27 protein-coding genes are annotated in these 26,132 nt (G+C 39.3%); 8 read left to right on the top strand and 19 right to left on the bottom strand.

Annotated features, from left to right (window positions below; translation table 11 throughout):
- Window positions 1–129 precede the first annotated feature (129 nt).
- From lgb_RS08705 to rsgA, 10 genes are all read right to left on the bottom strand, one after another.
- Window positions 130–447, bottom strand: a complete 318-nt coding sequence (locus lgb_RS08705; protein ID WP_003133409.1) for an ATP cone domain-containing protein — start codon at window positions 445–447, stop codon at window positions 130–132.
- A 205-nt stretch (window positions 448–652) separates the two neighbouring features.
- Window positions 653–1,261 carry a nitroreductase family protein gene (locus lgb_RS08710; RefSeq protein ID WP_019292184.1) on the bottom strand — a complete coding sequence of 203 codons (609 nt, stop codon included), beginning with the start codon at window positions 1,259–1,261 and terminating at the stop codon, window positions 653–655.
- 149 nt (window positions 1,262–1,410) lie between these two features.
- The gene (gene upp, locus lgb_RS08715; RefSeq protein WP_003133406.1) at window positions 1,411–2,040 is read right to left on the bottom strand and encodes a uracil phosphoribosyltransferase; all 630 of its coding nucleotides are present in this window, start codon (window positions 2,038–2,040) and stop codon (window positions 1,411–1,413) included.
- 74 nt (window positions 2,041–2,114) lie between these two features.
- Window positions 2,115–3,242 carry a cation:proton antiporter gene (locus tag lgb_RS08720; protein WP_019293877.1) on the bottom strand — a complete coding sequence of 376 codons (1,128 nt, stop codon included), beginning with the start codon at window positions 3,240–3,242 and terminating at the stop codon, window positions 2,115–2,117.
- A 90-nt stretch (window positions 3,243–3,332) separates the two neighbouring features.
- Window positions 3,333–4,202, bottom strand: coding sequence for an aldose 1-epimerase family protein (locus lgb_RS08725; RefSeq protein ID WP_019293878.1), 870 nt, complete (start codon window positions 4,200–4,202; stop codon window positions 3,333–3,335).
- A 15-nt stretch (window positions 4,203–4,217) separates the two neighbouring features.
- A complete protein-coding gene (locus tag lgb_RS08730; RefSeq protein WP_003133400.1) occupies window positions 4,218–5,162 on the bottom strand; it encodes a 3'-5' exoribonuclease YhaM family protein in 945 nt (314 codons plus the stop codon).
- Window position 5,163: 1 nt separating this feature from the next.
- The gene (locus lgb_RS08735) at window positions 5,164–6,450 is read right to left on the bottom strand and encodes a DNA recombination protein RmuC (protein WP_019293879.1); all 1,287 of its coding nucleotides are present in this window, start codon (window positions 6,448–6,450) and stop codon (window positions 5,164–5,166) included.
- Window positions 6,447–7,106: a ribulose-phosphate 3-epimerase gene (rpe, locus tag lgb_RS08740; RefSeq protein ID WP_019293880.1), complete on the bottom strand. Its 660-nt coding sequence runs from the start codon at window positions 7,104–7,106 to the stop codon at window positions 6,447–6,449. Before rpe ends, lgb_RS08735 begins: the two co-directional genes overlap by 4 nt.
- Before the next feature lie 8 nt (window positions 7,107–7,114).
- Window positions 7,115–7,321 carry a hypothetical protein gene (locus lgb_RS08745; protein ID WP_019292188.1) on the bottom strand — a complete coding sequence of 69 codons (207 nt, stop codon included), beginning with the start codon at window positions 7,319–7,321 and terminating at the stop codon, window positions 7,115–7,117.
- Complete coding sequence (gene rsgA / locus lgb_RS08750) at window positions 7,293–8,174, bottom strand: ribosome small subunit-dependent GTPase A (RefSeq protein ID WP_019292189.1); 882 nt, start codon at window positions 8,172–8,174, stop codon at window positions 7,293–7,295. Before rsgA ends, lgb_RS08745 begins: the two co-directional genes overlap by 29 nt.
- Before the next feature lie 92 nt (window positions 8,175–8,266).
- On the opposite strand from rsgA, the gene lgb_RS08755 reads away from it, so the two are divergent.
- The 4 genes from lgb_RS08755 to lgb_RS08770 all read left to right on the top strand — a co-directional run bounded on the left by lgb_RS08755 (window position 8,267) and on the right by lgb_RS08770 (window position 10,175).
- Window positions 8,267–8,848 (top strand): DUF2975 domain-containing protein, encoded by a 582-nt coding sequence (locus lgb_RS08755; RefSeq protein ID WP_231863414.1) that lies wholly within the window; start codon window positions 8,267–8,269, stop codon window positions 8,846–8,848.
- Between the two features lie 14 nt (window positions 8,849–8,862).
- On the top strand, window positions 8,863–9,069 hold the full coding sequence (locus tag lgb_RS08760) for a helix-turn-helix domain-containing protein (protein WP_019292191.1): 207 nt from the start codon (window positions 8,863–8,865) through the stop codon (window positions 9,067–9,069).
- A 114-nt stretch (window positions 9,070–9,183) separates the two neighbouring features.
- Window positions 9,184–9,957 carry a S24 family peptidase gene (locus tag lgb_RS08765; RefSeq protein WP_019293883.1) on the top strand — a complete coding sequence of 258 codons (774 nt, stop codon included), beginning with the start codon at window positions 9,184–9,186 and terminating at the stop codon, window positions 9,955–9,957.
- Window positions 9,958–9,980: 23 nt separating this feature from the next.
- Window positions 9,981–10,175 (top strand): hypothetical protein, encoded by a 195-nt coding sequence (locus lgb_RS08770; protein WP_019293884.1) that lies wholly within the window; start codon window positions 9,981–9,983, stop codon window positions 10,173–10,175.
- A 151-nt stretch (window positions 10,176–10,326) separates the two neighbouring features.
- On the opposite strand, the gene lgb_RS08775 is transcribed toward lgb_RS08770, so the two are convergent.
- From lgb_RS08775 to lgb_RS08795, 5 genes are all read right to left on the bottom strand, one after another.
- Entirely contained in the window at window positions 10,327–11,358 is a 1,032-nt protein-coding gene (locus lgb_RS08775) for a 3D domain-containing protein (protein ID WP_019293885.1), read from the bottom strand.
- 159 nt (window positions 11,359–11,517) lie between these two features.
- A complete protein-coding gene (gene pheT / locus lgb_RS08780) occupies window positions 11,518–13,926 on the bottom strand; it encodes a phenylalanine--tRNA ligase subunit beta (RefSeq protein WP_019293886.1) in 2,409 nt (802 codons plus the stop codon).
- Window positions 13,927–13,974: 48 nt separating this feature from the next.
- On the bottom strand, window positions 13,975–15,015 hold the full coding sequence (gene pheS, locus lgb_RS08785; protein ID WP_019292196.1) for a phenylalanine--tRNA ligase subunit alpha: 1,041 nt from the start codon (window positions 15,013–15,015) through the stop codon (window positions 13,975–13,977).
- Between the two features lie 364 nt (window positions 15,016–15,379).
- Window positions 15,380–15,520 (bottom strand): hypothetical protein, encoded by a 141-nt coding sequence (locus lgb_RS08790; protein ID WP_227671637.1) that lies wholly within the window; start codon window positions 15,518–15,520, stop codon window positions 15,380–15,382.
- 183 nt (window positions 15,521–15,703) lie between these two features.
- A complete protein-coding gene (locus lgb_RS08795) occupies window positions 15,704–16,993 on the bottom strand; it encodes an adenylosuccinate synthase (RefSeq protein WP_249663207.1) in 1,290 nt (429 codons plus the stop codon).
- Window positions 16,994–17,300: 307 nt separating this feature from the next.
- Between lgb_RS08795 and hslO the strand changes: the two genes are divergently transcribed.
- The 4 genes from hslO to lgb_RS08815 all read left to right on the top strand — a co-directional run bounded on the left by hslO (window position 17,301) and on the right by lgb_RS08815 (window position 21,118).
- On the top strand, window positions 17,301–18,185 hold the full coding sequence (gene hslO, locus lgb_RS08800; protein WP_019293888.1) for an Hsp33 family molecular chaperone HslO: 885 nt from the start codon (window positions 17,301–17,303) through the stop codon (window positions 18,183–18,185).
- Window positions 18,182–19,726, top strand: a complete 1,545-nt coding sequence (locus lgb_RS08805) for a ClC family H(+)/Cl(-) exchange transporter (protein WP_019293889.1) — start codon at window positions 18,182–18,184, stop codon at window positions 19,724–19,726. The genes hslO and lgb_RS08805 overlap by 4 nt, the downstream gene beginning before the upstream one ends.
- An 87-nt stretch (window positions 19,727–19,813) precedes the next feature.
- Window positions 19,814–20,809, top strand: coding sequence for a tRNA dihydrouridine synthase DusB (gene dusB / locus lgb_RS08810; RefSeq protein ID WP_003133380.1), 996 nt, complete (start codon window positions 19,814–19,816; stop codon window positions 20,807–20,809).
- Between the two features lie 66 nt (window positions 20,810–20,875).
- A complete protein-coding gene (locus tag lgb_RS08815) occupies window positions 20,876–21,118 on the top strand; it encodes a hypothetical protein (protein WP_019292200.1) in 243 nt (80 codons plus the stop codon).
- Between the two features lie 39 nt (window positions 21,119–21,157).
- Here the strand turns inward: lgb_RS08815 and lgb_RS08820 are convergent, their stop codons facing one another.
- The 4 genes from lgb_RS08820 to hisS all read right to left on the bottom strand — a co-directional run bounded on the left by lgb_RS08820 (window position 21,158) and on the right by hisS (window position 26,123).
- Window positions 21,158–22,039, bottom strand: coding sequence for a YitT family protein (locus tag lgb_RS08820; RefSeq protein WP_017368602.1), 882 nt, complete (start codon window positions 22,037–22,039; stop codon window positions 21,158–21,160).
- A 122-nt stretch (window positions 22,040–22,161) separates the two neighbouring features.
- Window positions 22,162–23,025, bottom strand: a complete 864-nt coding sequence (locus lgb_RS08825) for a YitT family protein (protein WP_029343371.1) — start codon at window positions 23,023–23,025, stop codon at window positions 22,162–22,164.
- Between the two features lie 10 nt (window positions 23,026–23,035).
- Window positions 23,036–24,784 (bottom strand): aspartate--tRNA ligase, encoded by a 1,749-nt coding sequence (gene aspS / locus lgb_RS08830; protein ID WP_019293890.1) that lies wholly within the window; start codon window positions 24,782–24,784, stop codon window positions 23,036–23,038.
- Between the two features lie 55 nt (window positions 24,785–24,839).
- Complete coding sequence (hisS, locus tag lgb_RS08835) at window positions 24,840–26,123, bottom strand: histidine--tRNA ligase (protein WP_019292203.1); 1,284 nt, start codon at window positions 26,121–26,123, stop codon at window positions 24,840–24,842.
- Window positions 26,124–26,132: the final 9 nt, after the last annotated feature.

The following is a 26,132-nucleotide window of genomic DNA, read 5'->3' on the forward strand; positions in this document are numbered from 1 at the left end:
TCATATTACAAATTATATCAAAGATTAAAATTATAAAGAAGTAATATTACACTCATTTGTTTTTAATTAAGGAACACAAAAAGCAGTTTCTCAGAGAATCTGCTTTTTATTTTCAATATAGTCCCGCTATTAGTGCTTACGATTAATTTCTTGTTTCACTTTATATTCAAGGAAATCTTTTGCCACTTCTTTGTCAAAGTCATTGAGCTGGTTGACCACTTGGTTTTGAATTGTGTCAATCTCAATCTTATCAAAAGGAATTTCAGCGATAACTTTCTCAACAACCTTAGCAACATTGTTGGCAATCATATTGGCATGCAAGGGTTTGTCTTTGTATTTTCCATTAATTGCAGCTTTAAAAACCGCTGTTTGTATACGAAATGAATCCCAATCGACAACGCGACCATTACGTTTTATCACTACTTTATTGAGCAATTTTGCTTCCATATCTTCTCCTTTATGTGCTTTATCTTGCGTCCTTAGTTCTAAGGAATTTTTCGAAATCATATTTTGGCTCATATCTTGATTATCTCAAAATATTTTATTGCCTCAAACAGTAGCAACGCTAGTCTTTTTCGAGTAGTATTACTTTCTTTTATTATAGCAAATTATCATTTTTCCTACAAAAAAAAGCCCTAAGGCCTTTATTAACTTATTTTACGATAATGAAACGGTCATCATCTGCCATGTAAGTTTTTTCTCCTGCTTCGTCTTCGATAGAACCGAATACGAGTTGACCACGTAGTTTCCAGTTTGCTGGAACATTCCATTCTTTAGCAACTGCTTCATCAATAACTGGATTATAGTGTTGCAAGTTTGCCCCAATACCAAGTTCTGCAAGAGCTGTCCATGCATTGACTGAAGTGATACCTGAAGCTTGCTCGCTCCATACTGGGAAGTTGTCTGCATAAAGGGCAAATTGTTCTTGCAAACCTTTTACAACGTCTTGATCTTCGAAGAAGAGAGCTGTACCATAAGCAGCTTTGAAGCCATCAAGTTTTGCTTTTGTACCTTCCCAAGCTGACTCAGGAACACCTTGTGCTTTCATTGTTGCTTTCAATTCGTCAGCCACGATTTGGCCCCAAAGTTTTTCTTGCGCCTCACCTGTAACGATAAGTACACGTGTTGTTTGGCTGTTGAAAGCTGATGGGCTGTGTTTTACTGCTTCTTTAATTGTTTCGATAGCTTGGTCTGCATCTTTAACATCTTTACCAAGTGCGTAGATTGAACGACGATTTTTGAGTGAGTTGATAAATGACATAGTAATGTCTCCTTTTATTTTCTTATTTATGTTTACAAGTGTAATCTTAACACATAAATTTACGCTTGTAAACTATTTAGCTCAGGATTTTTATTTTTTTTATAAAAAAACGCTAGAAAGCTTTTACTCTCTAACGTTTTAAAGTTTTATTATTTTGTTCCGAACAAACGGTCTCCAGCATCACCAAGTCCTGGAACAATGTAGCCATGTTCATTAAGGTGATCATCAAGTGCTGCAACATAGATATCAATATCTGGGTGCGCTTCTTGAACTGCTTTTACACCTTCTGGTGCTGCAACAAGACAAACGAACTTGATATTGTTGGCATTACGTTTTTTAAGGCTATCAATTGCAAGAATTGCTGAACCACCTGTAGCTAACATTGGATCAACCAAAAAGATTTGGCGCTCAGCGATATCTGTTGGGAGTTTAACCAAGTATTCAACTGGTTTGAACGTTTCTTCATCACGATACATACCAATGTGGCCCACGCGCGCTGCTGGGATAAGTTTCAAGATACCATCTACCATACCGATACCTGCACGAAGAATTGGCACAACTGCTAATTTCTTCCCTGCAAGTTCTTGCGCAGTCATGTGCGCAACAGGAGTATCAATTTCGACATCTTGTACAGGCAAGTCACGAGATACTTCATAAGCCATAAGCATACCAATCTCGTCAACGAGTTCGCGGAACTCTTTTGTTGAAACGTCTGCACGACGCAAGATTGAAAGTTTGTGTTGGATAAGTGGATGTTTTACTACTTGACAGTTTGACATAAGAAACCCCTTCATTTTATATACTTTGACTATTTTATCATTTTTCTTGTCATAAGTCTGTTATTATTGTTATTTTAGTCTTTTTTCAAAGAGAGCTTGATTAGGAACGGTGCAATCAGAGTGCTGAGGATAATCACGATAACCAGCTCTGAATAAATATCGCTATTAATCACTTGTGAAGCAAGACCAATCTGCGCGATGATTAAAGCCATTTCACCACGAGAAACCATTCCTGTGCCGACCAAGGCACTGTCTGAGCTTGTAAGTCCCGTTGATTTCCCGATGAAATAAGCCGGAATAAACTTCGTCAATACTGCTAATAAAGTAAAGAAGAGAATCAAGATTGGATGTTCAAAGATGCTCTCGAAAGTTACGGAAATCGCAATGGAAACGAAGAAAACTGGGATGAAGACGACATAAGCAATAGCGGAACTGTATTCCTCAATCTTATGAGAAACGTCTGTTTGACTTAAAGCTAATCCAGCAAAGAAAGAACCAATCACAGCTGACATACCCGCTGCATCAGCAAGGAGGCTTAAAACCAAACAAAGAATGAGCGCCGCTGTTGTATTTTTTGCGTAGACCGGAAGTTTCTCCACAAAACGCCAAACTTTAGGGATTGACTTGTGTACCAAGACAAGGAAAATAAGGAAGAGGAATTCCATGAAAAACTGCTTTGGCAAGTTGCCAGAAGAGCTTTGTGTAGATGTGAAGATAGATAGAGCTAAAACAGCCAGAATATCGTCTACAACAGCCGCACCCAAGATAATAGAGCCTGCCTTTGTGGAAAGCTTACCGTATTCTTGCAAAACTTCAACTGTAATCGAGACAGAGGTTGCTGCAAAGACGATACCATAAAAGATAGCCGTTGAGAAGGCATAGCCCATCATCGTTGTTACGCCCCAGAAAACCAGTAAAGGAACAAGGACACCCGCTAGGGCAACCAGTAAAGCAGGTTTAAAGTTTTTCTTTAAAACCCCTAGGTCACTCTCTAGCCCTGCCAGAAACATGAGCAGAATCACCCCAATTTCGGAGAGGACCTCAATGGTGTGTCCTCCTTGCAACCATCCCAAAGCAGCAGGTGCTAAGACAATACCAATCAGTATTTGACCGACTACTGCAGGAATTCTTATTCTTCTTGCGATTAAAGTTGCGACTAATGAAGCCACTAAAATTAGTGTAAGTTGGAAAATATCATTCATACTTTCTATTATAGCAATTTACAGCTGCTTTTTCTCGCGGTCTTTCTTAAAAATTTAGAAAAAGATAGACTTACTGTCTATCTTTTTGTCTTAGTTTATTTCAATAATATATTCACAGCTAAAAGTTTCATGTGGAGCAAGTTGATTCATCCCAAATTTTTCGGTAAGTTCACCTGTTGTGCTAACTTCATCTGCTATACCAGCCCAAGGTTCGATACAAACAAAAGGAGCTTCAGCTGGATAGGGACTCCAAAGACCAAAGAAAGGCATATTTTCCCAAGTGACTTTCACACTTCGGCTATCTAAACGGTTTGTTAAGGCCACTGACATTTCATCTGATGATGTATAAACGAGCGCGTCTTTTGAAAAGCGTTCATGATTCAGTGTTATATCCCTCACCTCAACCTCAGATTGCTCTTCTCTCTTAAGCGTACCCGTTGGTAAATCCAAAGGAATAAATGTACGTTTTTCGGCTGGGGCTATTGTCAAGGTGTAATCTTCAAAGCTGCCTTTTTCGAGAGGAACATTAAAAGCTGGATGAGCACCCACGCCAAAAATCATCGTCTTTTCATCTTTATTTTCCACTTGATAACGTACACGCACTTGATTTCCTGTCAATTTGTAACTTACCTTAAAGCTAAATTCAAAAGGATATTGTGCAAGTGTATCAGCATTTGAGGTAATTTCATAAACCAACTCATCCTCTTTTTCCTGTACGAGTTTGAATTCTGTATCACGTGCAAAGCCGTGTCCTGACATCTCATAGTTTTTACCTGCGTAGCTGTAATGTCCGTCTTTTAACTTCCCAACAATCGGGAAAAGAACAGGAGCATGACGTCCCCAAAACGCTGGGTCTGCTTGCCAAAGATATTCGATACCCTCTTTTTGAACAGAGTGTAATTCTGCACCAAAAGTGTCAACTGCAACCGTTAATGTATTATTTTTAAGTGTGTGTTTCATCTTTTCTTCTTCTCTTTAGTTATCTAATGGTTTATAAAAGTTACGATTTTCCAAGGCAAAAACGCGTTGACTTGATTGTCCCGGTTCAACATTATTTAGAGCGGTCATCATCATCATCATGCTAGCATCCATCATATCAATCTGATGAATGATTTCTGCTTCCATGATTTTAGGGCGGACAGGACTGCCATATTCTAACTGGCCGTGATGACTCAGTAAAACATGACGCAGTAAAAGCAAGTCCTCTTTTTCATCACTGATGTCAAGTTCGATCGCTGCTTTACTGACTTCTTCATCGATAAGAACGATGTGTCCTAAGAGATTTCCACGCAACGTATAACTTGTGTTTTCATAACCAGTAAACTCTAAACATTTGGCCATATCATGCAAAAGAATACCTGCAAACATCAAAGATTCATTGAGCTGTGGATAAACTTCACATACTTTTTCGGCCAGTTGGAGCATCGTGGTTGTATGATAAGCCAATCCACCTTCAAAGGCATGATGATTGGTTTTCGCAGCAGGAAACTGATAAAATTCACGGTCAAATTTTTTCAAGATATGACGAACGATACGATTCCATGTTGCATTTTCAATACGGAAAACGATACTTTCAACATATTTACGGAGATCCGTCTCATTTACCGGTGATTTTTCACGATAATCTGCAGGGTTAGCTGGTTCGTTACCTTCCGGCAAACGTAGGCTAATTCGATTGACCTGCGGCATGCCGTTGTAGAGTTCTTTTAAGGCTTTCATATGAACCACACGCCCCGCAACAAACTGCTTGACAGCTTTAGGATTGGCATCCCAAATATTGCCCGAGATTGTTCCTGTCCGATCTTGAAAAACAATCGCAAGGAAATCCTTACCTGCGCGTGTTCGACGAAGCTCGACTGATTTTATCAGGTAGAATCCTTCAAAAAATTCTCCCATAGCTATATTTTTTATCAGAACCATCTTAGTCCCCTTCTATTTCTAAAAGCGCAGCACTCGTGTCTTTGTCAACGGCATCAATCGTGCGCAATTTACGATTCATGACATTCGTTCTTGTCGTAATCAGCGTATTGATTTCTTTTTCGGACTGTTGCAAACGTTCGTGAACTTTCTTAAGCGAGGTTTCAAACTTACCAAATTCGGTTTTAACAGCCCCAAGCATTTCATAAACTTCACTTGATTTTTGTTCTATCTGTAAGGTCTTAAATCCCATTTGCAAGCTATTCAAGACTGCTGTCATGGTTGTTGGACCAGTAACATTTACCTTATAATCACGGCTGAGTTGCTCATAAAGTTCTGTGTTATTTACCACTTCCATGAAAAGCCCCTCAATAGGTAAAAACATGATTGCAAAGTCGGTTGTCTTTGGCGGTAAGATGTATTTCTCCGAAATTGATTTTGCCTGAGCTTTAACCGCGGCAAACAAGGCTTTTCGTGATGCTTCAATCGCCAGCATATCGTTTGTTTCAAGCGCAGTTTGCAGGCGTTGGTAGTCTTCCAAAGGAAACTTTGAGTCAATCGGCAATAAAACATCACTGCCTGCTACTTTACCAGGCATGATAACCGCAAAATCTACTGCATTTCGGTCTTGAATGTTGACTTGCTCCTGGTACTGACTTGAGGTGAAAATTTGCTCTAAGATACGGCCAAGTTGTACCTCGCCAATAATACCTCGTGTCTTCACACCCGTCATTACTTTTTGTAGGCTATCGACATCACTGGCTAGGTTACGCATTTCGCCTAATCCTTTATCAACTGAAGTCAGAAGATTTGTGACCTGTTCAAAGCTTTGGGAAATCCTTTTGTTTAATGTTTCCTGAAGCTTTTCATCCACCGTGTTCTGAATTTGACTGAGCTTTTTATCATTAGCCTCTTGCAGCTCCTGAAACTTACGGTCAAATTTATCCGTAATAGCTGCTGACATTTCTGCTAAGTTAAGCGCAATTTTATCTAGTTTTTGCTCGTTGGAACTTTGTAAATCCTTAAACTGGTAATCAAATTTAGCATTGATATTTTCTGTCAGATTTCCTAAGTTTACATTCATATTATGCGATAAGCTTGAAACTGTTCCGGAAATTTCTTGGCGATTTTGCCCCAACTGTTGCGACATTTCTATACGTAACTCTGTCAGGTTTGAAGACAGATTTTCGACCCGCGCATTCAGTTTGGTGTTAGACGTTGGCTTTTTGAAAAAATTAGCAATCCCAATCAGAATGGCTAAAATCAAAAGAATAATAATGATGACGTTCATAATCTATCTCTTAACTTTTGAATGTTATCAGCTACATCGCCTTTAAAGACAAAAGATCCAGCCACAAATACATTGGCACCTGCTTCACATGCTTGATCAACTGTTTTATCATCAATGCCACCGTCAACTTCAATATCAAATTCTAGATTGTTAGCCTCACGCAATTTCACAAGTTCACGAATTTTATCCATCGTTTCAGGGATAAAGGCTTGACCTCCAAAACCAGGATTGACAGTCATCACTAAGACCATATCCACCATGCCAAGAACAGGTTCAATCGTTGAAACAGGTGTTCCTGGGTTAATAACCACGCTTGCTTTCATTCCGGCTGCTTTAATCTTTTGCAATGCACCATGGATATGTGCTGTTGCTTCAACATGAATACTCATGATATCCGTACCAGCTTTCGCAAACTCCGTTACGTATTTTTCTGGATTTTCGACCATCATGTGCACATCCAAAACCATATCTGTATGTGGGCGAAGTGCAGCAACGACACCAGAGCCAAAAGTCAAGTTGTCAACAAAATGACCATCCATAACATCAATGTGTACATAATCAGCACCAGCAGCTTTAATCTTTGCGACTTCTGCTGTAAAAGCACCAAAGTCAGCAGCGAGAATAGATGGTGCGATTTTATTTGTATATTGTTTCATGTTTCCTCCTATTTTTTCAAGCCAAAGAAAGCTTTATTGATTTGGTATAAGCCCCAAATAGTTAAGACAACAAGCAAGCCAAAAAGTGGCCACTTCCAATCTCCTAAACTATTTTTAAACAGAATGATAAGGCCCCAAAGAATCACTAAACCTAAAAAGCCGGCTTGCTTCATCCAAATGTTCCCTTTAATTTTGTTTTTTTCTTTGTTTGGCATAAGTTTCCCTCGTGTTGTTTATTTCAGTTAATAATTGTAGGTAGTTCTCATAACGGCTCGCTAAAATCCTACCTTCTTCAAGTGCTTCTTTGACAGCACAAGAAGGTTCATGTGTATGGGTACATTCTCTAAACTTACACCCATGACTTTCTCGTAAAATTTCTGGAAAGGCCGCATTTAAATCGGGTTGGTTAGAGACATCATAGTCTAGATTTGAAAATCCTGGGGTATCTGCAATTAAGCCTGACGCCACTTCAAAGAACTCCACGTGGCGCGTAGTGTGACGTCCACGTCCTAGTTTGTCTGAAGTTTCTCCCGTAGCCAAGTTCATACCTGGCGCAATTAGATTCAACAAAGTTGTTTTTCCAGCGCCCGTTTGCCCCATAAAGACCGTAACTTTATCTGCTAATACTTCTGTCAGTTCTTTCCAGTCAAAGAAAACTTGATAGCCAATCGTTTCATAATTTTTTTTGAACTGTTCATACTCACTGACATCCTCAAGCAAATCTAGTTTCGAAATGTAGATGAGAGGCTGAATATCTTTATGTTCCAAAAACACAAGAAAGCGATCCAACAGGTTCAAGGAAAAATCAGGATTAACCGTTGACATGATGATGACAGCCTGATCGATATTCGCAATGGAAGGACGAATCAAGCTGTTTCTGCGTTTGTGTATATCTAAGATATAACCTTCTGAATTTTCTTCAGCTGAAAAGTCCACAAAATCACCAACGATTGGTTTCATCCCTTTCTTACGAAAGTTACCACGCGCTCGCGTTTGATAAACTTGTCCCTCAGATTCTACATTGTAAAACCCTGCTAAAGATTTAATAATACGTCCTTTTTTTACCATACTGATATTTTAACACATTTCATATAATTATTATTCTCTGCTCCTTGAAACCCTTACGACTATCTCTCTTATAAAAAACAATTGTTCTTTGAATGATACATCTATACGTACAAAACCATAGTCAACTCATATCGCAAAACGATATTTTCATCTTGACAATCAATCATCCATCACTTATAATGAACAACATGAAAGAAATATCGAAAATTAAGACCACCTTTCTCAAGGTTGCACTTGTACCTGTTATTGCATTTATCCTTTTTTTCTTTGTTGTTTTGACACAAGGGCTCATCAGTTCCTACTCTGATCATGATATTTATTTTGTAAAAATTCTCTTTTATTTGGCACTTTACATAGCTGCGGCCCTATCTCTTGTCGTAACGATTTTTGTCTATCGTATACTGTTACTTATTGAGCGTGGTACAGCCTTTACTGAGCCGGCCTTAAAGATAATTTCTACTATTAAAAAATTATCATTTGCAACTTTCTTTGTGCTTCTTGGAATTTTACCTATGACCTATCACATCATCGAGGTGATTCATGCACCGGTAATTATGGTTATTGGTGTAGCCATTAGTGTTACTCCTTTAATCGTTGCTATCTTTATTGCAACAATTGAAAAGCTCCTGCAAAGTGTCATTCAGATTAAATCAGAAAATGACCTCACGGTTTAAGAAAGGAGTATAAAATGGCAATAAAAGTACATATAGATCGAATGCTTGTAGAGCGTGAAATGTCTGTGACTGAACTTTCAGAACGAGTGGGTATCACAATGGCTAACATTTCTATTTTAAAAAATGGTAAGGCTAAAGCAATACGCTTCTCTACACTTGAAGCACTTTGCAAAGCACTCGACTGTCAACCTAAAGATCTCCTTGAATATCGAGAAGATTAATAAATGCAAGGAAGCAAGCTCGCTTCCTTTTATTGACTCATTCAATTTTTTAGCTTGACTTCTATTCTATTTTAGCTTATAATATTGATAAATTCAATAAAAGAGGATGGAAGCATGAATCTAGGACAAACCTTAAAAAATCTACGTAAAGAACATCAGTTTACTCAAAAAGACATTGCCAAGATGCTTGACATCACTCAAGGGACTTATGCGCTTTGGGAGAAGAAAACCAGTAATCCTGCTTTAGAAATGATTACTAAACTTGCAGATATTTACAAAACACCTATTGATCTTATCCTCAACGAAAATCAAGGGCACTCTCCTTTTATTGAGCTTCTCGATATTTACAAACAGTTAGATGCTGAACAGCAAAAGAATGTCTTGAATTTTTCACAGTTTCTTGCCAGTCAGAAACCACAACCTATTCCTGACTCAGATAATATCATTCCTTTACGTACTTACCGTCGTGAGGAACTATATACGATTGAGGTAGCTGATGAGCAATTATCTGCTGGTTTTGGTCAGGCTCTGAATGACACCCAAGAGACTTACACCATCTTTACAGATGTACGTCCAGGCCGTTATGACGGTGCTGCACGCATCAAAGGAGACTCTATGCAACCAGAGTATCCTAACTTCTCTATTGTCACCTTTGTTACGACTGGTTTTGATAGAGATGGCGATATTTATGTCATTTCAGAGGGCGGACCCGGAGAAGAACAGCTATATTGTAAGCAAGTTTTTAGAGATGGAGAAAGTTTCCGCTGTCACTCACTCAACACCGATCCGCAATACAAGGATTTTTACTTAGATGAAGAAACTTCAAGGATCGTCGGCCCTGTAGTTGATTGTATTGAAGAAATAACCCCCGAATTAATCGAGAACTAAGAATATTATAAAAGAAGGTCACAATGGAATTTATAGAAATTGTTTTAATGTTTGGTGGAATGGGCTTAGGTTTTGCAGCCCTCTATGAAATAGCCCTCTGGTTTAGTCCTGAGGAGCGAGATTTACGTAAGACTAAAAAAGTAAAACAAGTTGAAGCTCAAAAATTCATCACTCTGCCAACGGCGATAAAGTTAAAAACTGGTCAGAAAGTTTCATGAAAGAAAGATAAGTGCAGCCTTGGCTCACAAAAAAAAGCCCAAGAAGACTTTGAATAACCTCTTCTTGGGCTTTTTTTAGTACTCATAAATGCAAAAGAAAAAGCATACTTAAAGTAGTTTTGAAAGGCTACTGTAGATATGCTGTTGTTTGTTAAGCAAGTACATTAATCTGAATTGTTTTACGACCCCAAGCTTGCGCTTGAGCTGTTGTTGGAAGATGGACATCAATAATATTTCCCTTGATAGCTCCTCCTGTATCACCTGCAATAGCAATGCCATATCCTGGGACTTCAACCATCTTTCCTAAGGGAATGACAGAAGGATCTACGGCAATACACATTGGATTTTGGTGCAAGTTAATCCCTGTGGCTGTGATAAAACCTAAGCCATTGTCTGAGGAATAAGCTGTAGCCGAAACAGTCAAGGAAGTTCCACCATCACTACTCGGAGCTGTAATCGTCGTATCTTTAGGCTCCGAAACTTGAGGTGCTTCATTTTTCTTTGAAGCCAATGGCTCTATTTTAGGCTGATCTGCATTCTCGTCTACTGTTGTATCTTTAGCCATTTCTGCTTTGGCTTTCATCTCCTCCAGTATGTTCTGGTTATCAGTCATTTTATTTTTTAGAGTATGAATACTCTCTTCAAGGTTCTCCGCTTGCTCTTGGTAGTCTGCCTGAGCGGTTTTTAACTCATCTTTGGTTTGCATAAGTGAGCTTTGCATTGTTTCCAAATTTTTCTGTGTGTCAACTAAATCTTTAGCTTGCGCATCCTCAGCTCTTAATATCACACTCAGGTTTGTCCAAGCCTGTATTGCTTCATGAAAATCATTAGCATTCAATACTACATTAAGAACAGAAGCTGAAGCTCCACCGTGAGCTTGCATGGCACGCATTTGCTTCGCTACTGTTTCTTTTAAAGAATTGTATTTTCCCTCAGTTCTTTCAATTTCTTGATTCAGACTTGCAATCTTTTCTTGCGTTGTTTTTAGCTTATTTTGCGAATCAGTTGCTTTTGCGTAGATAGCATTTGTCTGAGAAAGTTCTGAGTTGAGCTGTTGTTGAAAGTTCTCGATATCTTTATTAATCGTACTTTCGTCAGCTTTAGCAACTTGTAGGCCCATTGTCAGCATTCCGACTGACAGTCCAAGTAAAGTTGCACCTTTTTTCCAATTGTTCTTTTTCATATTTTACTATTTTAACACAAAAAGAACGCAGGTTGATGTCAAATACATTACGAAGAGACATACAAACTTAATGTAAACCGCTTTTATTAATACTTTATCTCTTGACTTTTTTTAAAACTCATAATAAAAACCTTAGAATATACTTCTAAGGTTTTTCATTTAACGGATTTCAACCGCTAAAGTTTCTACAAGATTTTTCGTAATTTTTGCCATTGCTTTTGCAATTTCTTCTTCTGTCATTGTCTTTTCACGACTTTGGAAAGTTAAGCTATAAGCCATTGATTTCTTACCTTCTGGTAAGTTTTCACCTTGATAAATATCAAAGAGCTCAACTTTGCTTAATGTTTTAACTTTACTTGAAGTGATTGTTTCTACGATTTCAGCATGTGTTTTCTCTGCATCAACTAGCATCGCAATGTCACGATGCACAGCTTGAACTTTTGGAATTTCCACAAAGACTGTCTGCGCTGGTGCAAGCTCAAGCATTGCATCCAAGTCCAGTGAAGCCACATAAGTTTCTTTCACATCATAAGCTTTTGCTGTTGCAGGATGAACTTGCCCAACGAAACCAACTTGACGGTCACCCAAAAGAATACGTGCAGTACGCCCTGGGTGCATTTCTTTGACTTCAGAATAAGCTTCAAAAGCAAGGTTGTCATAACCTGCTAGGAGTTGTTCAACAATAGCTTTTGCATAATAAAAGTCCACAGCTACAGCATCAGAACTGTAGGTTTTGTCTTCTACATTTCCAGAAATAGCAAAGGCAAGATGTGGAATTTCAAGAGGACGTGTATCTTCAGAATCTGTCGCTACAAAAATATTGCCTACTTCATAAATTGCAACATCTGCATTTTTGCGGTTTTGATTGTAATTAACAATATCTAAGAGACCCGGAATTTGACTGCCACGTAAGGTTTGACGATCTTCTGTCATTGGCAACATCAACGATGTTGTTGCCCCTTGTGTTTCTACAAATTCTTGCGCTTTTTCTGCTGTAGTTAAAGAATAACCAATAACTTCTGAAAGCCCTGCCGCTTCGACGTGTGTGCGTACCTTGCGACGTAATTTTTGCATGGCAGTTAATTCACCTGCTGTCGCACCTGAAGGTAAGGTACTAGGTAAATTATCATAGCCATAAATACGAGCTACTTCTTCCACGATATCGGCTTCAATCTTGATATCCCAACGGCGTGAAGGAATTTGAATATTAAATTGTCCTTCTTTTTCTTGTGTTTCAAAACCAAGTTGCGCTAAAATCGCAAGTACTTCTGCATCTTCAAGTGATGTTCCTAAAGCCGCATTGATACGGTCCAAAGTAATGTTAACTTCTTGAAGTTTGGGCATGAAGTCATTTGACTCTACCACACCTGAGAGAATCTCTCCACCAGCCAGTTCTTGAATCATGGCTGCTGCAAAGTCTAGTGCTTCACGTACTGTACCTTGGTTGATTCCTTTTTCAAAACGGCTTGAAGATTCTGAACGTAAGGCAAACTTATGTGAAGTTTTACGGATTGAAGTGCCGTTGAAAAGTGCAGCTTCTAAAGCTACTGTGACTGTTTGATCAGTAATTTCACTGTCAAAGCCACCCATGACACCTCCAAGAGCTACCGGTTGGCCATTAGCTGTAATTACGATATCCTCAGGGCTAAGTTCCCGCTCTTGCTCGTCGAGAGTAATAATCTTCTCTCCTTGATCCGCCTGACGCACCACAATTTCATCTGCACCAAACTTATCAAAATCAAAAGCATGAAGCGGTTGGCCGTAGTACATCAAAACATAGTTGGTTACGTCAACGACATTATTAATGGGGCGAATACCAGCATTCATCAAGGTATTTTGTAGCCAAAGTGGTGATGGAGCAATTTTGACATTTTCAATCATACGAATTTTATAAGTCGGAACTTGTTCTGTACTTGTTTCCACTTTTACAGCTACCTTATCAGCCGCTTTTTTGGCTACTTCGGTTACCGTTTTTTCTTCAAAATTGACTGTTTTACCATAGATAGCTGCTACTTCATAAGCAACACCACGCATTGACATTGCATCAGCACGGTTGGCCAAGATATCGGGTTCGATAATTTCATCATCTAAGTCAAGATATGGCAAGACACTGTCACCAATCACTGCATCTTCAGGTAAAATATAGATGCCATCTTCATGCTTCATTGGATTAACAGATTCAGGAATACCAATTTCATCAAGTGCGCACAGCATTCCTAAGGAAACGATACCACGGATTTTTCCTTTTTTGATTTTATAGTTATCCGCGATACGTGCACCCACAAGTGCTGTAATGACTTTAATTCCAGCTTTGACATTTGGAGCACCACAGACGATTTGGAGCGGTTCTTCTTCTCCAACATCAACTTGGCAAATATGTAGATGTGTTTCAGGTACATCTTCACAAGTCAAGACTTGACCGACAACAATTTTTGACAAACCTTGTCCTGGTACAGTTACACCTTCAATTTCAATACCTGAAAGTGACATTTTTTCTGCCAAATCAGCAACAGGAACATCATCAAGACCGTTGACTAATTTTTTTAACCATTTATATGATACTAACATTTTATTTTTCCTTTTATTCCGTATTCTTTTATGTCTTTACTTCTGAAATTATTTTCCAAATTGTTCTAAGAAACGTAAGTCACCTTGATAGAAGCCACGAATATCATTGATACCATAGCGGAGCATTGCGATACGTTCTTGTCCCATACCAAAAGCAAAACCAGAATATTCCTTGCTGTCGATACCACTCATTTCTAAAACGTTAGGATGAACCATACCCGCACCGAGAATTTCAATCCAGCCAGTATATTTGCAGACATTACATCCCTTGCCGCCACATTTGAAGCAGCTTACATCGACCTCAACAGAAGGTTCCGTAAACGGGAAGTAAGAAGGACGTAGACGAATCTCACGGTCAGCACCGAACATTTTTTGAATGACAAGTTCAAGCGTACCTTTAAGATCGGCCATCGTAATGTTTTTATCCACAACTAAGCCTTCGACTTGATGGAATTGGTGACTGTGAGTAGCATCATCCGTATCACGGCGGTAAACGCGACCTGGAGCAATCATGCGTAAACCACCTTTACTAAAGTCATGTTGGTCCATCGTGCGCGCTTGCATTGGCGATGTATGTGTGCGTAATAATACCTCATTTGTTACATAGAAAGTATCTTGCATATCACGCGCAGGATGATCTTTAGGCAAATTCATACGCTCAAAGTTATAATGATCCGTTTCGACTTCATAGCCGTCAACAATCTCATAACCCATACCTAAGAAAATTTCCTCAATCTCTTCTGCTGTTTGAGTCAAAATATGACGCGCACCTTTTTTAGGTGCATGACCGGGTAAAGTCACGTCTAAAGTTTCAGAATTTAAGGCTGCATTCATGGCTGCTGCTTCAAGCTCTGCTTTTTTCTCCTCAAGTTTCGCTCCAAATTCGTCACGGAAGGCATTAGCTAGAGCACCGATAACTGGACGTTCTTCATTTGTTAGGTCTTTCATCCCTTTGAGGATTTCTGTCAGCTCACCTTTTTTACCCATGATTGCTGTTCGCAAATCATTCAGCATTCTTTCTTCAACAGCTGCTGTTAAATTATTCAAAGCTTGTTCGCGTAAAGCTTCAATTTTTTCTTGTAAATTCATTTCTTCTCCTAATACCTTCTAACCGTGATGACAAAAAATACCACGATTTCAACCCCTAAACAAAGGAGCGAAAACCGCGGTACCATCCTATTTTATCACTTAATTAAAGACTATTTTAAATTAGAACGAGGTGAACTTCAATAACTTTTCCGTGTGATGATTTGCAGTCGACGACATCACTCCCTTAAACGTTCCAGTAACCTACTCTTCTCATTCTTTATATGTTCTTATTTTAGCAGATTTATCTCATTTGTCAATGGTTATCGCTGCCTTAAGCATTTTCCACAATTATTAACAATTTCAAAGAATTATTACTTCTTGATTTTAAGGATATACCCCTTACGCCTATTGATTTCTTTTTCTTCTACTTCTGTTTCTGGTGGCAGATTGAAAGCTGGCGGACATAGGTGGGATAGACTACGACATTTCCTGAAAACATCCCATCTTCAATCGTTTTTACTACTGCAGCATCCGTTTCAAAAGCCGTACGGAGCCATTTTTTCACGACTATAAACATAGCAATAAGTATTTGGACAAAACTCAGGCTCACAAACAGCACTACTCTTATTCTCTTTTTCAATAATATTCTCCTCCAAAAACAATAATTAATTTTTAGCAACTAATACGAGAAAAAAGGCACCAAAAAAAGCAATCAAATCAATGATTGCTTGCTTTTAGATTTATTTCCTTAGGCTTCCCAAACGTTTTCCAAAACGTTTGTTTGGTCACGGTCTGGACCAACAGAGAATGTTGAGATACGGACACCAACGAGTTCTGCAACACGAAGAACATAGTTGCGTGCTGTTTCTGGAAGTTCTTCCAGAGTACGCATTCCTGTAATATCTTCAGACCAACCTGGCATTTCTTCGTAAATTGGTTTGCAACGTTCCAATTCTTTAAGACTTGCTGGGTAGTGAGTGATTTCTTTTCCGTCAAGTTCGTAAGCGACACAGATTTTCACTGTTGGTAATCCTGCCAGAACATCAATAGAGTTCAAGCTAAGATGAGTCAGACCTGAAACACGTCGTGAGTGACGCATAACGACCGCATCAAACCATCCTACACGGCGTGGACGACCTGTTGTTGTACCATATTCATGTCCAACTTCACGGATTTGGTGACCTGTTTCATCAAAAAGCTCTGTTGGGAATGGACCATCACCAACGCGTGAAGTGTAGGCTTTACATACACCAACTGCTTTATCAATTTTTGTTGGACCAACACCTGAACCGATAGCTACTCCTCCTGCCAATGGGTTTGAAGATGTAACAAAAGGATAAGTTCCTTGGTCGATATCTAGCATAACACCTTGTGCACCTTCAAAGAGGACGCGATGGCCTTCATCAAGCGCATCGTTCAAAATCACTGAAGTGTCCGCTACATATTTTTTAATTTGTTGACCGTATTCATAATATTCGTTAAAGATTTCATCGAAATCAAGTGCTTCACTGTCGTAAAGTTTAACTAATTCACGGTTTTTATTTTCAAGGTTTGTACGTAGACGTTCTTCAAAAATTTCTTTATCAAGAAGGTCTGCGATACGGATACCGACACGTGCCGCTTTATCCATGTAAGCTGGGCCGATACCTTTGATTGTCGTACCAATCTTTTGATCGCCTTTAGCTTCTTCTTGAAGGGCATCTAACTTGATGTGGTAAGGCAAGATAACGTGGGCGCGGTCTGAGATACGAAGATTGTCTGTTGTTACACCGTTTTCGTGGAGGTAAGCAATTTCTTTTACCAGGGCTTTGGGGTTGATGACTACACCATTACCGATAACAGATGTTTTTTCTGGGAAGAAAATACCAGATGGGATAAGATGGAGTTTGTACTTAAAGCCGTCAATAACAATAGTGTGACCGGCATTGTCCCCTCCTTGGTAACGCGCAATAACCTCTGCGTCTGAGCTGAGGAAGTCAGTAATTTTACCTTTTCCTTCATCTCCCCACTGCGTTCCTACAACAACAACTGATGGCATAATAGCTCTCTTTTCTTTTAATATTTGTACGCTCTATGTCTCCTTTTCAAGAGGCACAGCTGGCATTTTGATATTGAAAAGCTCCTATCGCACTATTCCTATTATAGCAAAAAATATAATTTGCTTTGAGTAAGAAATAATTTTTTTGCTATAAATTTCTTTTTTTGTTCGGAAATATCTAACTTTATCCTAGTTTTCTTTACAAACCTTACTTTTTTGCCCCATTTGTTTTTAATACAAAATATCATCGCCAAAATAAAAGCCCAGCAATCAATGCTGTTAAAAATATGTTAAAATAGAAGGAGTTATGACTGATAAAATATTAAAATCCATTTCAAAAAATGGTCACTTTCGTGCATTTACTCTTGATTCAACATTAACTGTCCGTGAAGCTCAGGAACGTCATCAAACGATGCCTACTTCTACTGTTGCCCTTGGTCGTACCTTGATTGCTGCCCAAATTTTAGGTGCCAATGAAAAAGGGGACAGTAAAATCACAGTCAAAATCTTGGGTGATGGTGCTATGGGTGCAATTGTTGCCGTAGCAGACGCTAAAGGAAATGTTAAAGGTTATGTTCAAAACAAAGATTTAGACTATAAAAAAGCTTCAACAGGAGAAGTACTTGTTGCTCCTTTCATTGGCAATGGCTTCTTTGTGGTTATTAAAGATATGGGACTTCGTCAACCTTATACAGGCCAAACTGATTTAATTACTGGAGAAATTGGGGAAGATCTGGCCTGGTATTTTCTCTCCAGTGAGCAAACACCTTCTTCTATTGGTTTAAATGTCTTGCTCAATGACGGGGAAGACAGTGTTAAAATCGCTGGTGGCTTTATGCTCCAAGCCTTGCCCGATGCAACTGATGATGAAATCACACTAATGGAAAAAAATATTAAAGTAATGCCAAGTATTTCGGAAATGCTTTTAAAAGAAAACCCGCTCGAAGCCATGCTTGCTGCACTTTATGGTGAGCTTGAATATACGATTCTAGCTGAATCACCCTTAGCCTTCGAATGTGACTGTTCAAAGGATCGATTTGCTGAAGGATTGCAAAGCCTCGGTAGTCAAGCACTCACCGAAATTATCGAAGAAGATCATGGGGCTGAAGTCCTCTGCCAATTTTGCGGACGCAAATATGAATTTACAGAAAAAGAACTCAATGATTTAATCTTGGGAGCTGCTCAAAAATGAGACTATTGATTAAAGATCTTTCACAATCGTCAAACAAAAATATAGGTTTAATTTTTTTGAGTCTATTGGTTGGACTGGCAGCTGGCTTCTTAGCCAGCTTTTATCGTTTGGCCCTTTCTCTAGCTGAAAAATTAGGTGCTGCTCTCTATCATCAAGTCAGCATTCATCTTATTTATGGGCTTTTCCTCCTTCCTACATTGCTTCTCCTTGTCTTTATTGTCAGTACCTTGATGAAAAAATACCCTATGTCGACTGGTAGCGGAATCCCTCAAGTCAAAGGGCAATTGCTGGGCTACTTTAAACCAGACTGGTTTTCAACGGCTTGGGCTAAGTTTGTCGGAGGAACACTAGCCATGTTTGCTGGGTTATCCTTAGGTCGTGAAGGACCATCGATCCAGCTCGGGGCTGCGATGGGACAAGCCTTTGGTCAAAGATTTTCCTCTACTGAGCGACACCAACGTTTGTTGATTGCTTCTGGAGCTTCCGCTGGTTTATCTGCTGCTTTTAATGCACCGCTTTCTGGAATCATGTTTACGCTTGAAGAAGTATTCAAATACTTCTCACCTTTGATATTATTAACTTGTATGAGCTCTGCTATCATGGCTGATGCCGTTTCGCGTATTATTTTTGGTCCAGCCAGTATCTTTGATTTCCAAATCGTGAGCAGCTTTCCCCTCTCAGATTATTGGCTACTCTTACTTTTAGGTATCCTTATGGGAATTTTTGGTGCAGTTTATAATGCCGCTCTTCTAAAGAGTCAAAGCCTCATGAAAGAGAAGATAAAAAGTCCTTTTCTTCGTGTCTTGTTCAGTTTTTCTGCTTCTGCTCTTGTCGCTCTCTTCTTTCCACTAATCAGCGGCAGTGGTCACCAGTTGATTGACCAATTGACGCTTACTTGGGGACTTGCCTTTCTCTGTCTGGTCTTTGCTGCAAAGTTTTTGATTTCCCTCATCAGCTATGCTTCAGGTGTTCCCGGAGGAATATTCTTCCCCCTCTTAGTACTCGGTGCTAGTCTTGGTAGCATTTTTGCTACAACAGTCATTCCTCTCTTGCATTTGTCGCCCAATCTTTTCCCAAATTTTATTATTTTAGCGATGGCTGCAACTTTTACTGCTATCGTTCGTGCACCAATGACTGGAATTCTCCTTTTAGTCGAGATGACAGGTTCCTTTGATCATTTATTACCTCTGGCTTTTGTTTCTCTAATTTCCTATCTTGTGGCCGAGCTTTTACACTCTGAGCCAATCTACCACTCATTACTCCACAATCTACTTACTGTTGATTCGGAAATAGCTACTGAAAAAGAAGGTCATATTATGATTGAAGCCTTGGTACAGTTTGATTCGGAAGCTGACCATCAACCGGTTCAAAATCTCCATCTTCCTAAAGATAGTCTTCTGATTGCTATTCAAAGAAATGGTGAAAAAATTATTCCACGAGGAGATACACTACTCCATGCTGGAGATGTTGCAACCTTTTTAACCACTCAAGCTCAGGAAGTTTCTGTACGCCAAAAAATAAAGCACTTATTTACCGATTAAGCTAAAAAACCTTCGTTTATTTATTTACGAAGGTTTTTTCAGTGCAAAGTTTTAGCAAATCCCCTAAAAAATGGTAAAATATTCTCTATGACTATGGATTCAAAATACACACGCCCATGGAAAATTGGGGATATAGAAATTGCTAATAAAATTGTACTCGCTCCAATGGCGGGAATTAATAATAAAGCCTTCCTGACAACAGCTAAAGAGTTTGGAGCCGGACTTGTTGTTACTGAAATGATTTCTGATAAAGGTATCGAGCATCGTAACAAAAAAACGCTTCAAATGATGGACTTTGAAGGTGTTCCGCATCCACTTTCCATGCAGATTTTTGGTGGTGAAGTTGATACACTGGTTGAAGCAGCGAAATTTGTTCAAGAAAATACAGTAGCAGACATCATTGATATCAATATGGGCTGTCCTGTTCCGAAGGTAACCAAAAATGAAGCGGGAAGTCGCTTACTACTTGACCCAGATAAGGTTTACGATGTAGTGAAAGCTGTCAGCTCTGCGATTGATCTACCACTCACTGTAAAAATTCGTATCGGTTGGGATTCTGATCATCTCTACGCTGTCGAAAATGCCAAAGCTATTGAAGCAGCTGGTGGTGCAGCTGTTGCAATGCACGCACGGACACGCGCTCAACTCTATGAAGGTAAAGCTGACTGGACATGGCTTGAAAAAGTAGCAAGCAATATTAACATTCCTTTCATCGGAAACGGTGATGTTAAAACACCTGAAGATGCTAAACGCATGATTGATGAGACAGGTGTTGATGCAGTCATGATTGGTCGAGCAGCTCTCGGAAATCCGTGGATGCTTCACCGTACGGAACACTACCTTCGCACAGGGGAATTACTCCCTGAACCAACTGTGGATGAAAAAATGCGTATCGCTAAGATTCACTTGCAACGTCTTGTTGACCTCAAAGGCGATAACTTAGCGTCACGCGAATTTCGTCAACATGCAGCTTACTACCTCAAAGGTGCAAAACGTGCTGCAAAAGTTAAAGTAGCTGTAAATCAAGCAGAAACACAAGCAGAAATTGTCAAGATTTTAGATGATTTCGTTGCCCAAAATTAAGAGATTGGCTTTTGCCAGTCTTTTTGTTTATAATAAGGTTAGTATCATAAAACAAGGAGGGACTCTATGCGTACATCAAAAGCTCTTGTCGAAATCGAAAAGGCAATTATTCACCTCAAGAAAGCTAAACGTGAGATTAGTAATTATAGCTTTGAAAATCAAACTCAAAGCCTCATTCAGATCAATCAAGCTATCGATCGCTTACAAATTCTTAAGGACGGCGTTAATGCTGATTCTTCTGATGTAGAAGGTGTTTCTTCTGTAGGCCGACTTGAAGGCGAACGTCTAACTTCAAAACTTTTTCAATAATAGCCATTAAAATAAAAAGAACCAAAATCTGGCTCTTTTTTATTTTTTCTTACGTTTATATTTACTTTGTGGATAAGTAAAATCTCCCATAACTTCATGAACATTTATTACTGTTGAGAAGGCTTGAGGATCTATTTCGGCAATCAGAGCTTTAACCGTCATGACTTCTCGAGGGTTAAGCACCACATAGACCACACGTTTTTCTGTACCTGAATATGCGCCTTCACCATGTAAGAATGTTGCACCACGTCCAAGTTCTGCCAGGATGGCATTTGAAATTTCTTGATACTTAGGACTGATAATAAGCATCCCACGAACGGTATAACCACCAGATTGGATAAGGTTAATCACTTGGGCACTTACGAAACTTGCAATTAATGTATAAACCATATGATTAACATCAATGTAAGTGAGAGAAAGTGTCATTACAAAAAGGTCTATTGTGAAAATCACACGCCCCACTGCTGTGCCTCGCTTAATTTGCAACAGCTGAGCAATGATATCTGAACCTCCAGTTGTTCCGCCAAAGCGGAAGATAATCCCAATCCCCGTTCCGGCAAATACCCCGGCCAGGAGAGCTGCGACTAAGTTATCATGCAAAAGATTAATACTAAAATCAAATGCTTGGAAAACTGAAAGGAAAAGCGAGATGTTAACAATCGCATAGACCGTATAGGTAAAGGTCCGTTGTCCTAAGAAACGGTAACCAATAAAAAGCAAGGGGATATTCAGAATGAACTGACTTAGGGCCGGATCCAACTTGAATAATGCGTGCAAGATCAAGGTAATACCGGAAAGGCCACCTGCAGCCAACTGATTGGCCATATTTAACTTTACAAAACCAAAAGCAAAGATAATTGCGCCTAAGCTGATGGCAATAAAGTTACGAAAATGGATTTTAATGAGGCTCATATCCTTCATACAACTCTCCAATCTAATACCATTTTTACCTTATAAAAATGGCTTTATAATTTCTTGTAAAACCTCTGTCACAGTTGACAGAGGCCTTCTCTAATTTATACTAAAACGGTCATTTTGTCAACTTAATCAGTAATCTCACTAAAGTTCCCTATTACACGAACGTTTTCTGAGATAGAGACAAAAGCTTTCGGATCATATTTTGTGATGATTTCTTTAAAATCTTGATACTCATACATGGTGATAACCGTAAACAAAATTGTCCGTTTCTCGTGTGAGTATGCACCTTCAGCATTGTTCAAAATAGTTGCACTGTGATGCATTTTTTCAAAGAGTTTGCGGATGATGATTTCAGGATTCTCGGTAACTATCATCACCTGCATACGTTTTTGACGCGTAAAGATTGCATCTGTGACACGTGAGCTCACAAAGATAGCAATCATAGAATATAGCATATATTCCCAGCCAAAGAGTACGCCTGCAGTAAAGATAATTACTCCGTTGACGATGAAACCTAGTGTACCAACATTATGGCCTGTTCTCTTCCGGATATAAAGGGCAATGATGTCCGTACCACCACTTGAGATACCATTACGCATGGCATATCCAACACCTGCACCCATGATGGTACCACCAAAGATGGCATTGATGATTGGATCAGGTGTCAGCGTTGTTTCAGGAACAAAGTGGATAAAAATGGAGCTCATGGTAACCGTTAACAAAGTAAACAGAGTAAACTGTTTCCCTAAACGGAACCAAGCTAAAATCATTAAGGGGACATTGATCAGGAAGAGCGTGGCTGATATGGGAAGATAGTTGTGCCCCAAAATTCGTGTTAAAATTTCCGTTGCCACCTGTGCTGCCCCTGTCGCGCCACTTGCATAAACTCTTCCGGGTTGATAAAAGAAGTTCAATGCAAAAGCAGATGTGATTCCATATAAGACAGATGCTGAGAAACGATGTGTCAACTTTTCCCAGCCACCAAACATGTTGATAAATTTAGTCAAGTTTTTCAAGTTTAATTCTCAATTCTTCCAGTTGGCTCTCACTGACTACTGATGGCGCTTGTGTCATCGGGTCTGTGGCTTTATTATTCTTAGGAAAGGCAATAACTTCACGAATATTGTCTTTTCCTGCAAGCAACATAACGAAACGGTCCAAACCAAGGGCCAATCCTCCGTGTGGTGGGAAGCCATAATCTAAAGCTTCCAACAAGAAACCAAATTGCTCTTTGGCATCTTCTAAACTAAAGCCTAGCGCTTTGAGCATTTCTTCTTGTAATTCACGCGTATTAATACGAAGTGAACCACCACCGAGTTCGTAACCATTCAAAACAATGTCGTAAGCATGCGCACGTACTTTACTAAGATCTCCTGAAAGTTCCCCTTGTGTTTCAGCAGTTGGTAAAGTGAACGGGTGATGCGCACTCATATAACGCCCTTCTTCTTCTGACCATTCAAACATTGGCCAATCAATAACCCAGAGGAAATTGAATTTCGAATAATCAATTAAGCCTTGCTCTTTGGCAATCGTTTGACGTAAAGCACCCAGTGCTGAATTTGCCACTTCTAAACTGTCCGCCACAAAGAGAACCAAGTCGTTGTTTTCTAAGCCCAAAGTTTCAACGAATTCTGATGTTTTATCTGTCAAGAATTTAGCAATTGGACCTGCCAATTTATCGTCTTCAAACTTGATCCAAGCTAAGCCCTTGGCACCATTTTGTTTGGCTTGCTCTGTTAATTTATCAATAGCTTTACGAGAGTACTTATCGGCATTATTTTTAACAACAATGGCTTTAACAACTGGCGCCTCACTAAACACTTTGAAATCTACAGTTTTCGCAAGTTCTGTCAAGTCTGTCAAGAGCATATCGTAGCGTGTATCTGGCTTATCTGAACCATAGAAATTCATAGCATCATCGTATTTCATACGCGGAAATGGCAAAGTTACATCAACGTTTTTAACGTCCTTCATAACTTTCGCAATCAAACCTTCAGTTAAATCTTGAATTTCTTCTTCCCCAAGAAAACTTGTTTCTAAGTCGACCTGTGTAAATTCTGGTTGACGGTCACCACGCAAGTCTTCATCACGGAAACATTTCACGATTTGATAGTAACGATCAAGGCCCGCAGTCATCAACAATTGTTTCATAAGTTGTGGACTTTGTGGTAAAGCATAGAATTCGCCTTTATTAACACGAGAAGGAACAAGGTAATCACGTGCACCTTCTGGAGTTGATTTATTCAAGAAAGGTGTTTCAACATCGATAAAGCCTTGATTATCTAAGTAGCTACGGATAGCACGTGTTGTCGCATGACGCATCGTAATATTATTAAGCATTTCCGGACGACGTAAGTCGAGATAACGGTATTTCAACCGTGTATCATCAAGCACCTCAACTCCATCTTTAATCTCAAAAGGCGTTGTTTTTGAAGTGCTGAGAATTTGCATTTGGTTGGCTTCAATTTCAATTCCACCTGTTTTAATATTTTCGTTTTTGCTGGCACGTTCAACAACTTTACCTGTAATTTCAAGGACGTATTCGTTCCGGACTTTATCTGCTACCTCAACAATTTCTTTTGCTGCTGTTTCTGGGTTAACGACAATCTGGACAATACCTTCGCGGTCGCGCAAATCAATAAAGATTAAGCCTCCAAGATTGCGACGCTTCGCAACCCAACCTTTTACGGTAACTTCTTGATTTAAATATTCTTCGGTAATATTTCCTGCATAGTTTGTTCTCTTCAAATTTAATCTCCTTATGTTTTTTAGTACTCGTGTTCTCTAGAACTACTGAACTTTGTTATTCTCCAAGCGCTTCCTCAAAGATAGGCGCAAATCCTTTCGCAACTTCTGCCAAAGTTGTTTTCACTTCTTTACGCGTTTGGTTATGTTTAACTGTAATTTCACCTGTTTCCACTTCATTATCCCCAAGCGTAATTATCACTTCTGCTTTTGCTTTTTCTGCTGATTTAAATTGTGCGCTAAGCTTGCGATTAGAGAAATCACGTTCGACTTTAAAGGCTTGAGCACGGAGGCTTTCTGCGAGTTGTGTCGCTGCTAAGCTGGCTTTATTCCCCATAACGGCAATATAAACATCAAGTGTATCTTCTTCATGGAAATCAACACCTTGCATTTCAGCAACCATCAACAAGCGCTCTACACCCAGTCCGAATCCAAAACCTGGTGTGGCTGGACCATCAAAGTATTCAACCAAACCATCATAACGGCCGCCTGCACAAACCGTCAATTCTTGTCCTTTGACATCTACGATAAATTCAAAAATTGTATCATTATAATAGTCCAAACCACGAACCATATTAGTATCAATGACATATTCAATGCCTAAACCATCGAGCAGATCACGTGTCATGTCAAAGTGATTTTGAGACTCTTCTGTAAGAAAATCCAAGATAGATGGTGCATCCTTGACGATTTCTTTGTCTTCTTTTTCCTTGCTGTCAAGTACTCGAAGAGGATTTTCGTGAAGACGACGTTGGCTATCTTTTGAAAGTTGTTTTTCAAAAGGTGTCAAATAATCAACCAAAGCTGTACGATAAGCCTTACGTGTTTCTAAATCCCCCAAAGAATTCAAGTGAAGCGTCACACCAGAAATACCGATTTGTTCAAATAATGATTGTGCCATGGCGATAATTTCGACATCAATTGCCGGATTTTTTGCTCCGAAACACTCTACACCAAATTGGTGGAATTCACGTAAACGTCCAGATTGAGGGCGTTCATAGCGGAACATTGAGCCCATATAATACATTTTTACAGGTTTTGGCACTTCTGGGGCAAAGAGTTTATTTTCAATATAAGCGCGAACAGTTGAAGCAGTTCCTTCAGGACGTAAGGCAATGTGACGTCCACCTTTATCGTCAAAGTCATACATTTCTTTCGTCACAATATCACTTGTTTCACCTGTTGCACGACTGAACAGCTCATAACTTTCAAAAAGGGGTGTACGGATTTCTTTGAAATTATAATCTTCAAATACTGCACGTGCCATCATTTCTACATATTGCCATTTTTGTGACTCTTGAGGCAGAATATCTGCCGTACCTTTTGGTTTTTGTAATTTCATATTATCTCC

The organism is Lactococcus petauri, assembly GCF_023499275.1.
Taxonomy (GTDB): Bacteria; Bacillota; Bacilli; order Lactobacillales; family Streptococcaceae; genus Lactococcus; species Lactococcus petauri.

Bases quoted from the DNA above. Each gene is read 5' to 3' on its own strand.
- lgb_RS08760 (WP_019292191.1), top strand. From the start codon at position 8,863: ATGGCAATAAAAGTACATATAGATCGAATGCTTGTAGAGCGTGAAATG.
- lgb_RS08775 (WP_019293885.1), bottom strand. From the start codon at position 11,358: ATGAAAAAGAACAATTGGAAAAAAGGTGCAACTTTACTTGGACTGTCA.
- lgb_RS08825 (WP_029343371.1), bottom strand. From the start codon at position 23,025: ATGTTTGGTGGCTGGGAAAAGTTGACACATCGTTTCTCAGCATCTGTC.
- lgb_RS08730 (WP_003133400.1), bottom strand. From the start codon at position 5,162: ATGGTTCTGATAAAAAATATAGCTATGGGAGAATTTTTTGAAGGATTC.
- upp (WP_003133406.1), bottom strand. From the start codon at position 2,040: ATGTCAAACTGTCAAGTAGTAAAACATCCACTTATCCAACACAAACTT.
- lgb_RS08705 (WP_003133409.1), bottom strand. From the start codon at position 447: ATGGAAGCAAAATTGCTCAATAAAGTAGTGATAAAACGTAATGGTCGC.
- lgb_RS08765 (WP_019293883.1), top strand. From the start codon at position 9,184: ATGAATCTAGGACAAACCTTAAAAAATCTACGTAAAGAACATCAGTTT.
- lgb_RS08770 (WP_019293884.1), top strand. From the start codon at position 9,981: ATGGAATTTATAGAAATTGTTTTAATGTTTGGTGGAATGGGCTTAGGT.
- pheT (WP_019293886.1), bottom strand. From the start codon at position 13,926: ATGTTAGTATCATATAAATGGTTAAAAAAATTAGTCAACGGTCTTGAT.
- lgb_RS08805 (WP_019293889.1), top strand. From the start codon at position 18,182: ATGAGACTATTGATTAAAGATCTTTCACAATCGTCAAACAAAAATATA.
- rsgA (WP_019292189.1), bottom strand. From the start codon at position 8,174: ATGGTAAAAAAAGGACGTATTATTAAATCTTTAGCAGGGTTTTACAAT.
- lgb_RS08710 (WP_019292184.1), bottom strand. From the start codon at position 1,261: ATGTCATTTATCAACTCACTCAAAAATCGTCGTTCAATCTACGCACTT.
- rpe (WP_019293880.1), bottom strand. From the start codon at position 7,106: ATGAAACAATATACAAATAAAATCGCACCATCTATTCTCGCTGCTGAC.
- lgb_RS08815 (WP_019292200.1), top strand. From the start codon at position 20,876: ATGCGTACATCAAAAGCTCTTGTCGAAATCGAAAAGGCAATTATTCAC.
- lgb_RS08820 (WP_017368602.1), bottom strand. From the start codon at position 22,039: ATGAAGGATATGAGCCTCATTAAAATCCATTTTCGTAACTTTATTGCC.
- lgb_RS08735 (WP_019293879.1), bottom strand. From the start codon at position 6,450: ATGAACGTCATCATTATTATTCTTTTGATTTTAGCCATTCTGATTGGG.
- lgb_RS08755 (WP_231863414.1), top strand. From the start codon at position 8,267: ATGATACATCTATACGTACAAAACCATAGTCAACTCATATCGCAAAAC.
- dusB (WP_003133380.1), top strand. From the start codon at position 19,814: ATGACTATGGATTCAAAATACACACGCCCATGGAAAATTGGGGATATA.
- pheS (WP_019292196.1), bottom strand. From the start codon at position 15,015: ATGAATTTACAAGAAAAAATTGAAGCTTTACGCGAACAAGCTTTGAAT.
- hslO (WP_019293888.1), top strand. From the start codon at position 17,301: ATGACTGATAAAATATTAAAATCCATTTCAAAAAATGGTCACTTTCGT.
- lgb_RS08725 (WP_019293878.1), bottom strand. From the start codon at position 4,202: ATGAAACACACACTTAAAAATAATACATTAACGGTTGCAGTTGACACT.
- hisS (WP_019292203.1), bottom strand. From the start codon at position 26,123: ATGAAATTACAAAAACCAAAAGGTACGGCAGATATTCTGCCTCAAGAG.
- lgb_RS08745 (WP_019292188.1), bottom strand. From the start codon at position 7,321: ATGCCAAACAAAGAAAAAAACAAAATTAAAGGGAACATTTGGATGAAG.
- lgb_RS08795 (WP_249663207.1), bottom strand. From the start codon at position 16,993: ATGCCATCAGTTGTTGTTGTAGGAACGCAGTGGGGAGATGAAGGAAAA.
- lgb_RS08720 (WP_019293877.1), bottom strand. From the start codon at position 3,242: ATGAATGATATTTTCCAACTTACACTAATTTTAGTGGCTTCATTAGTC.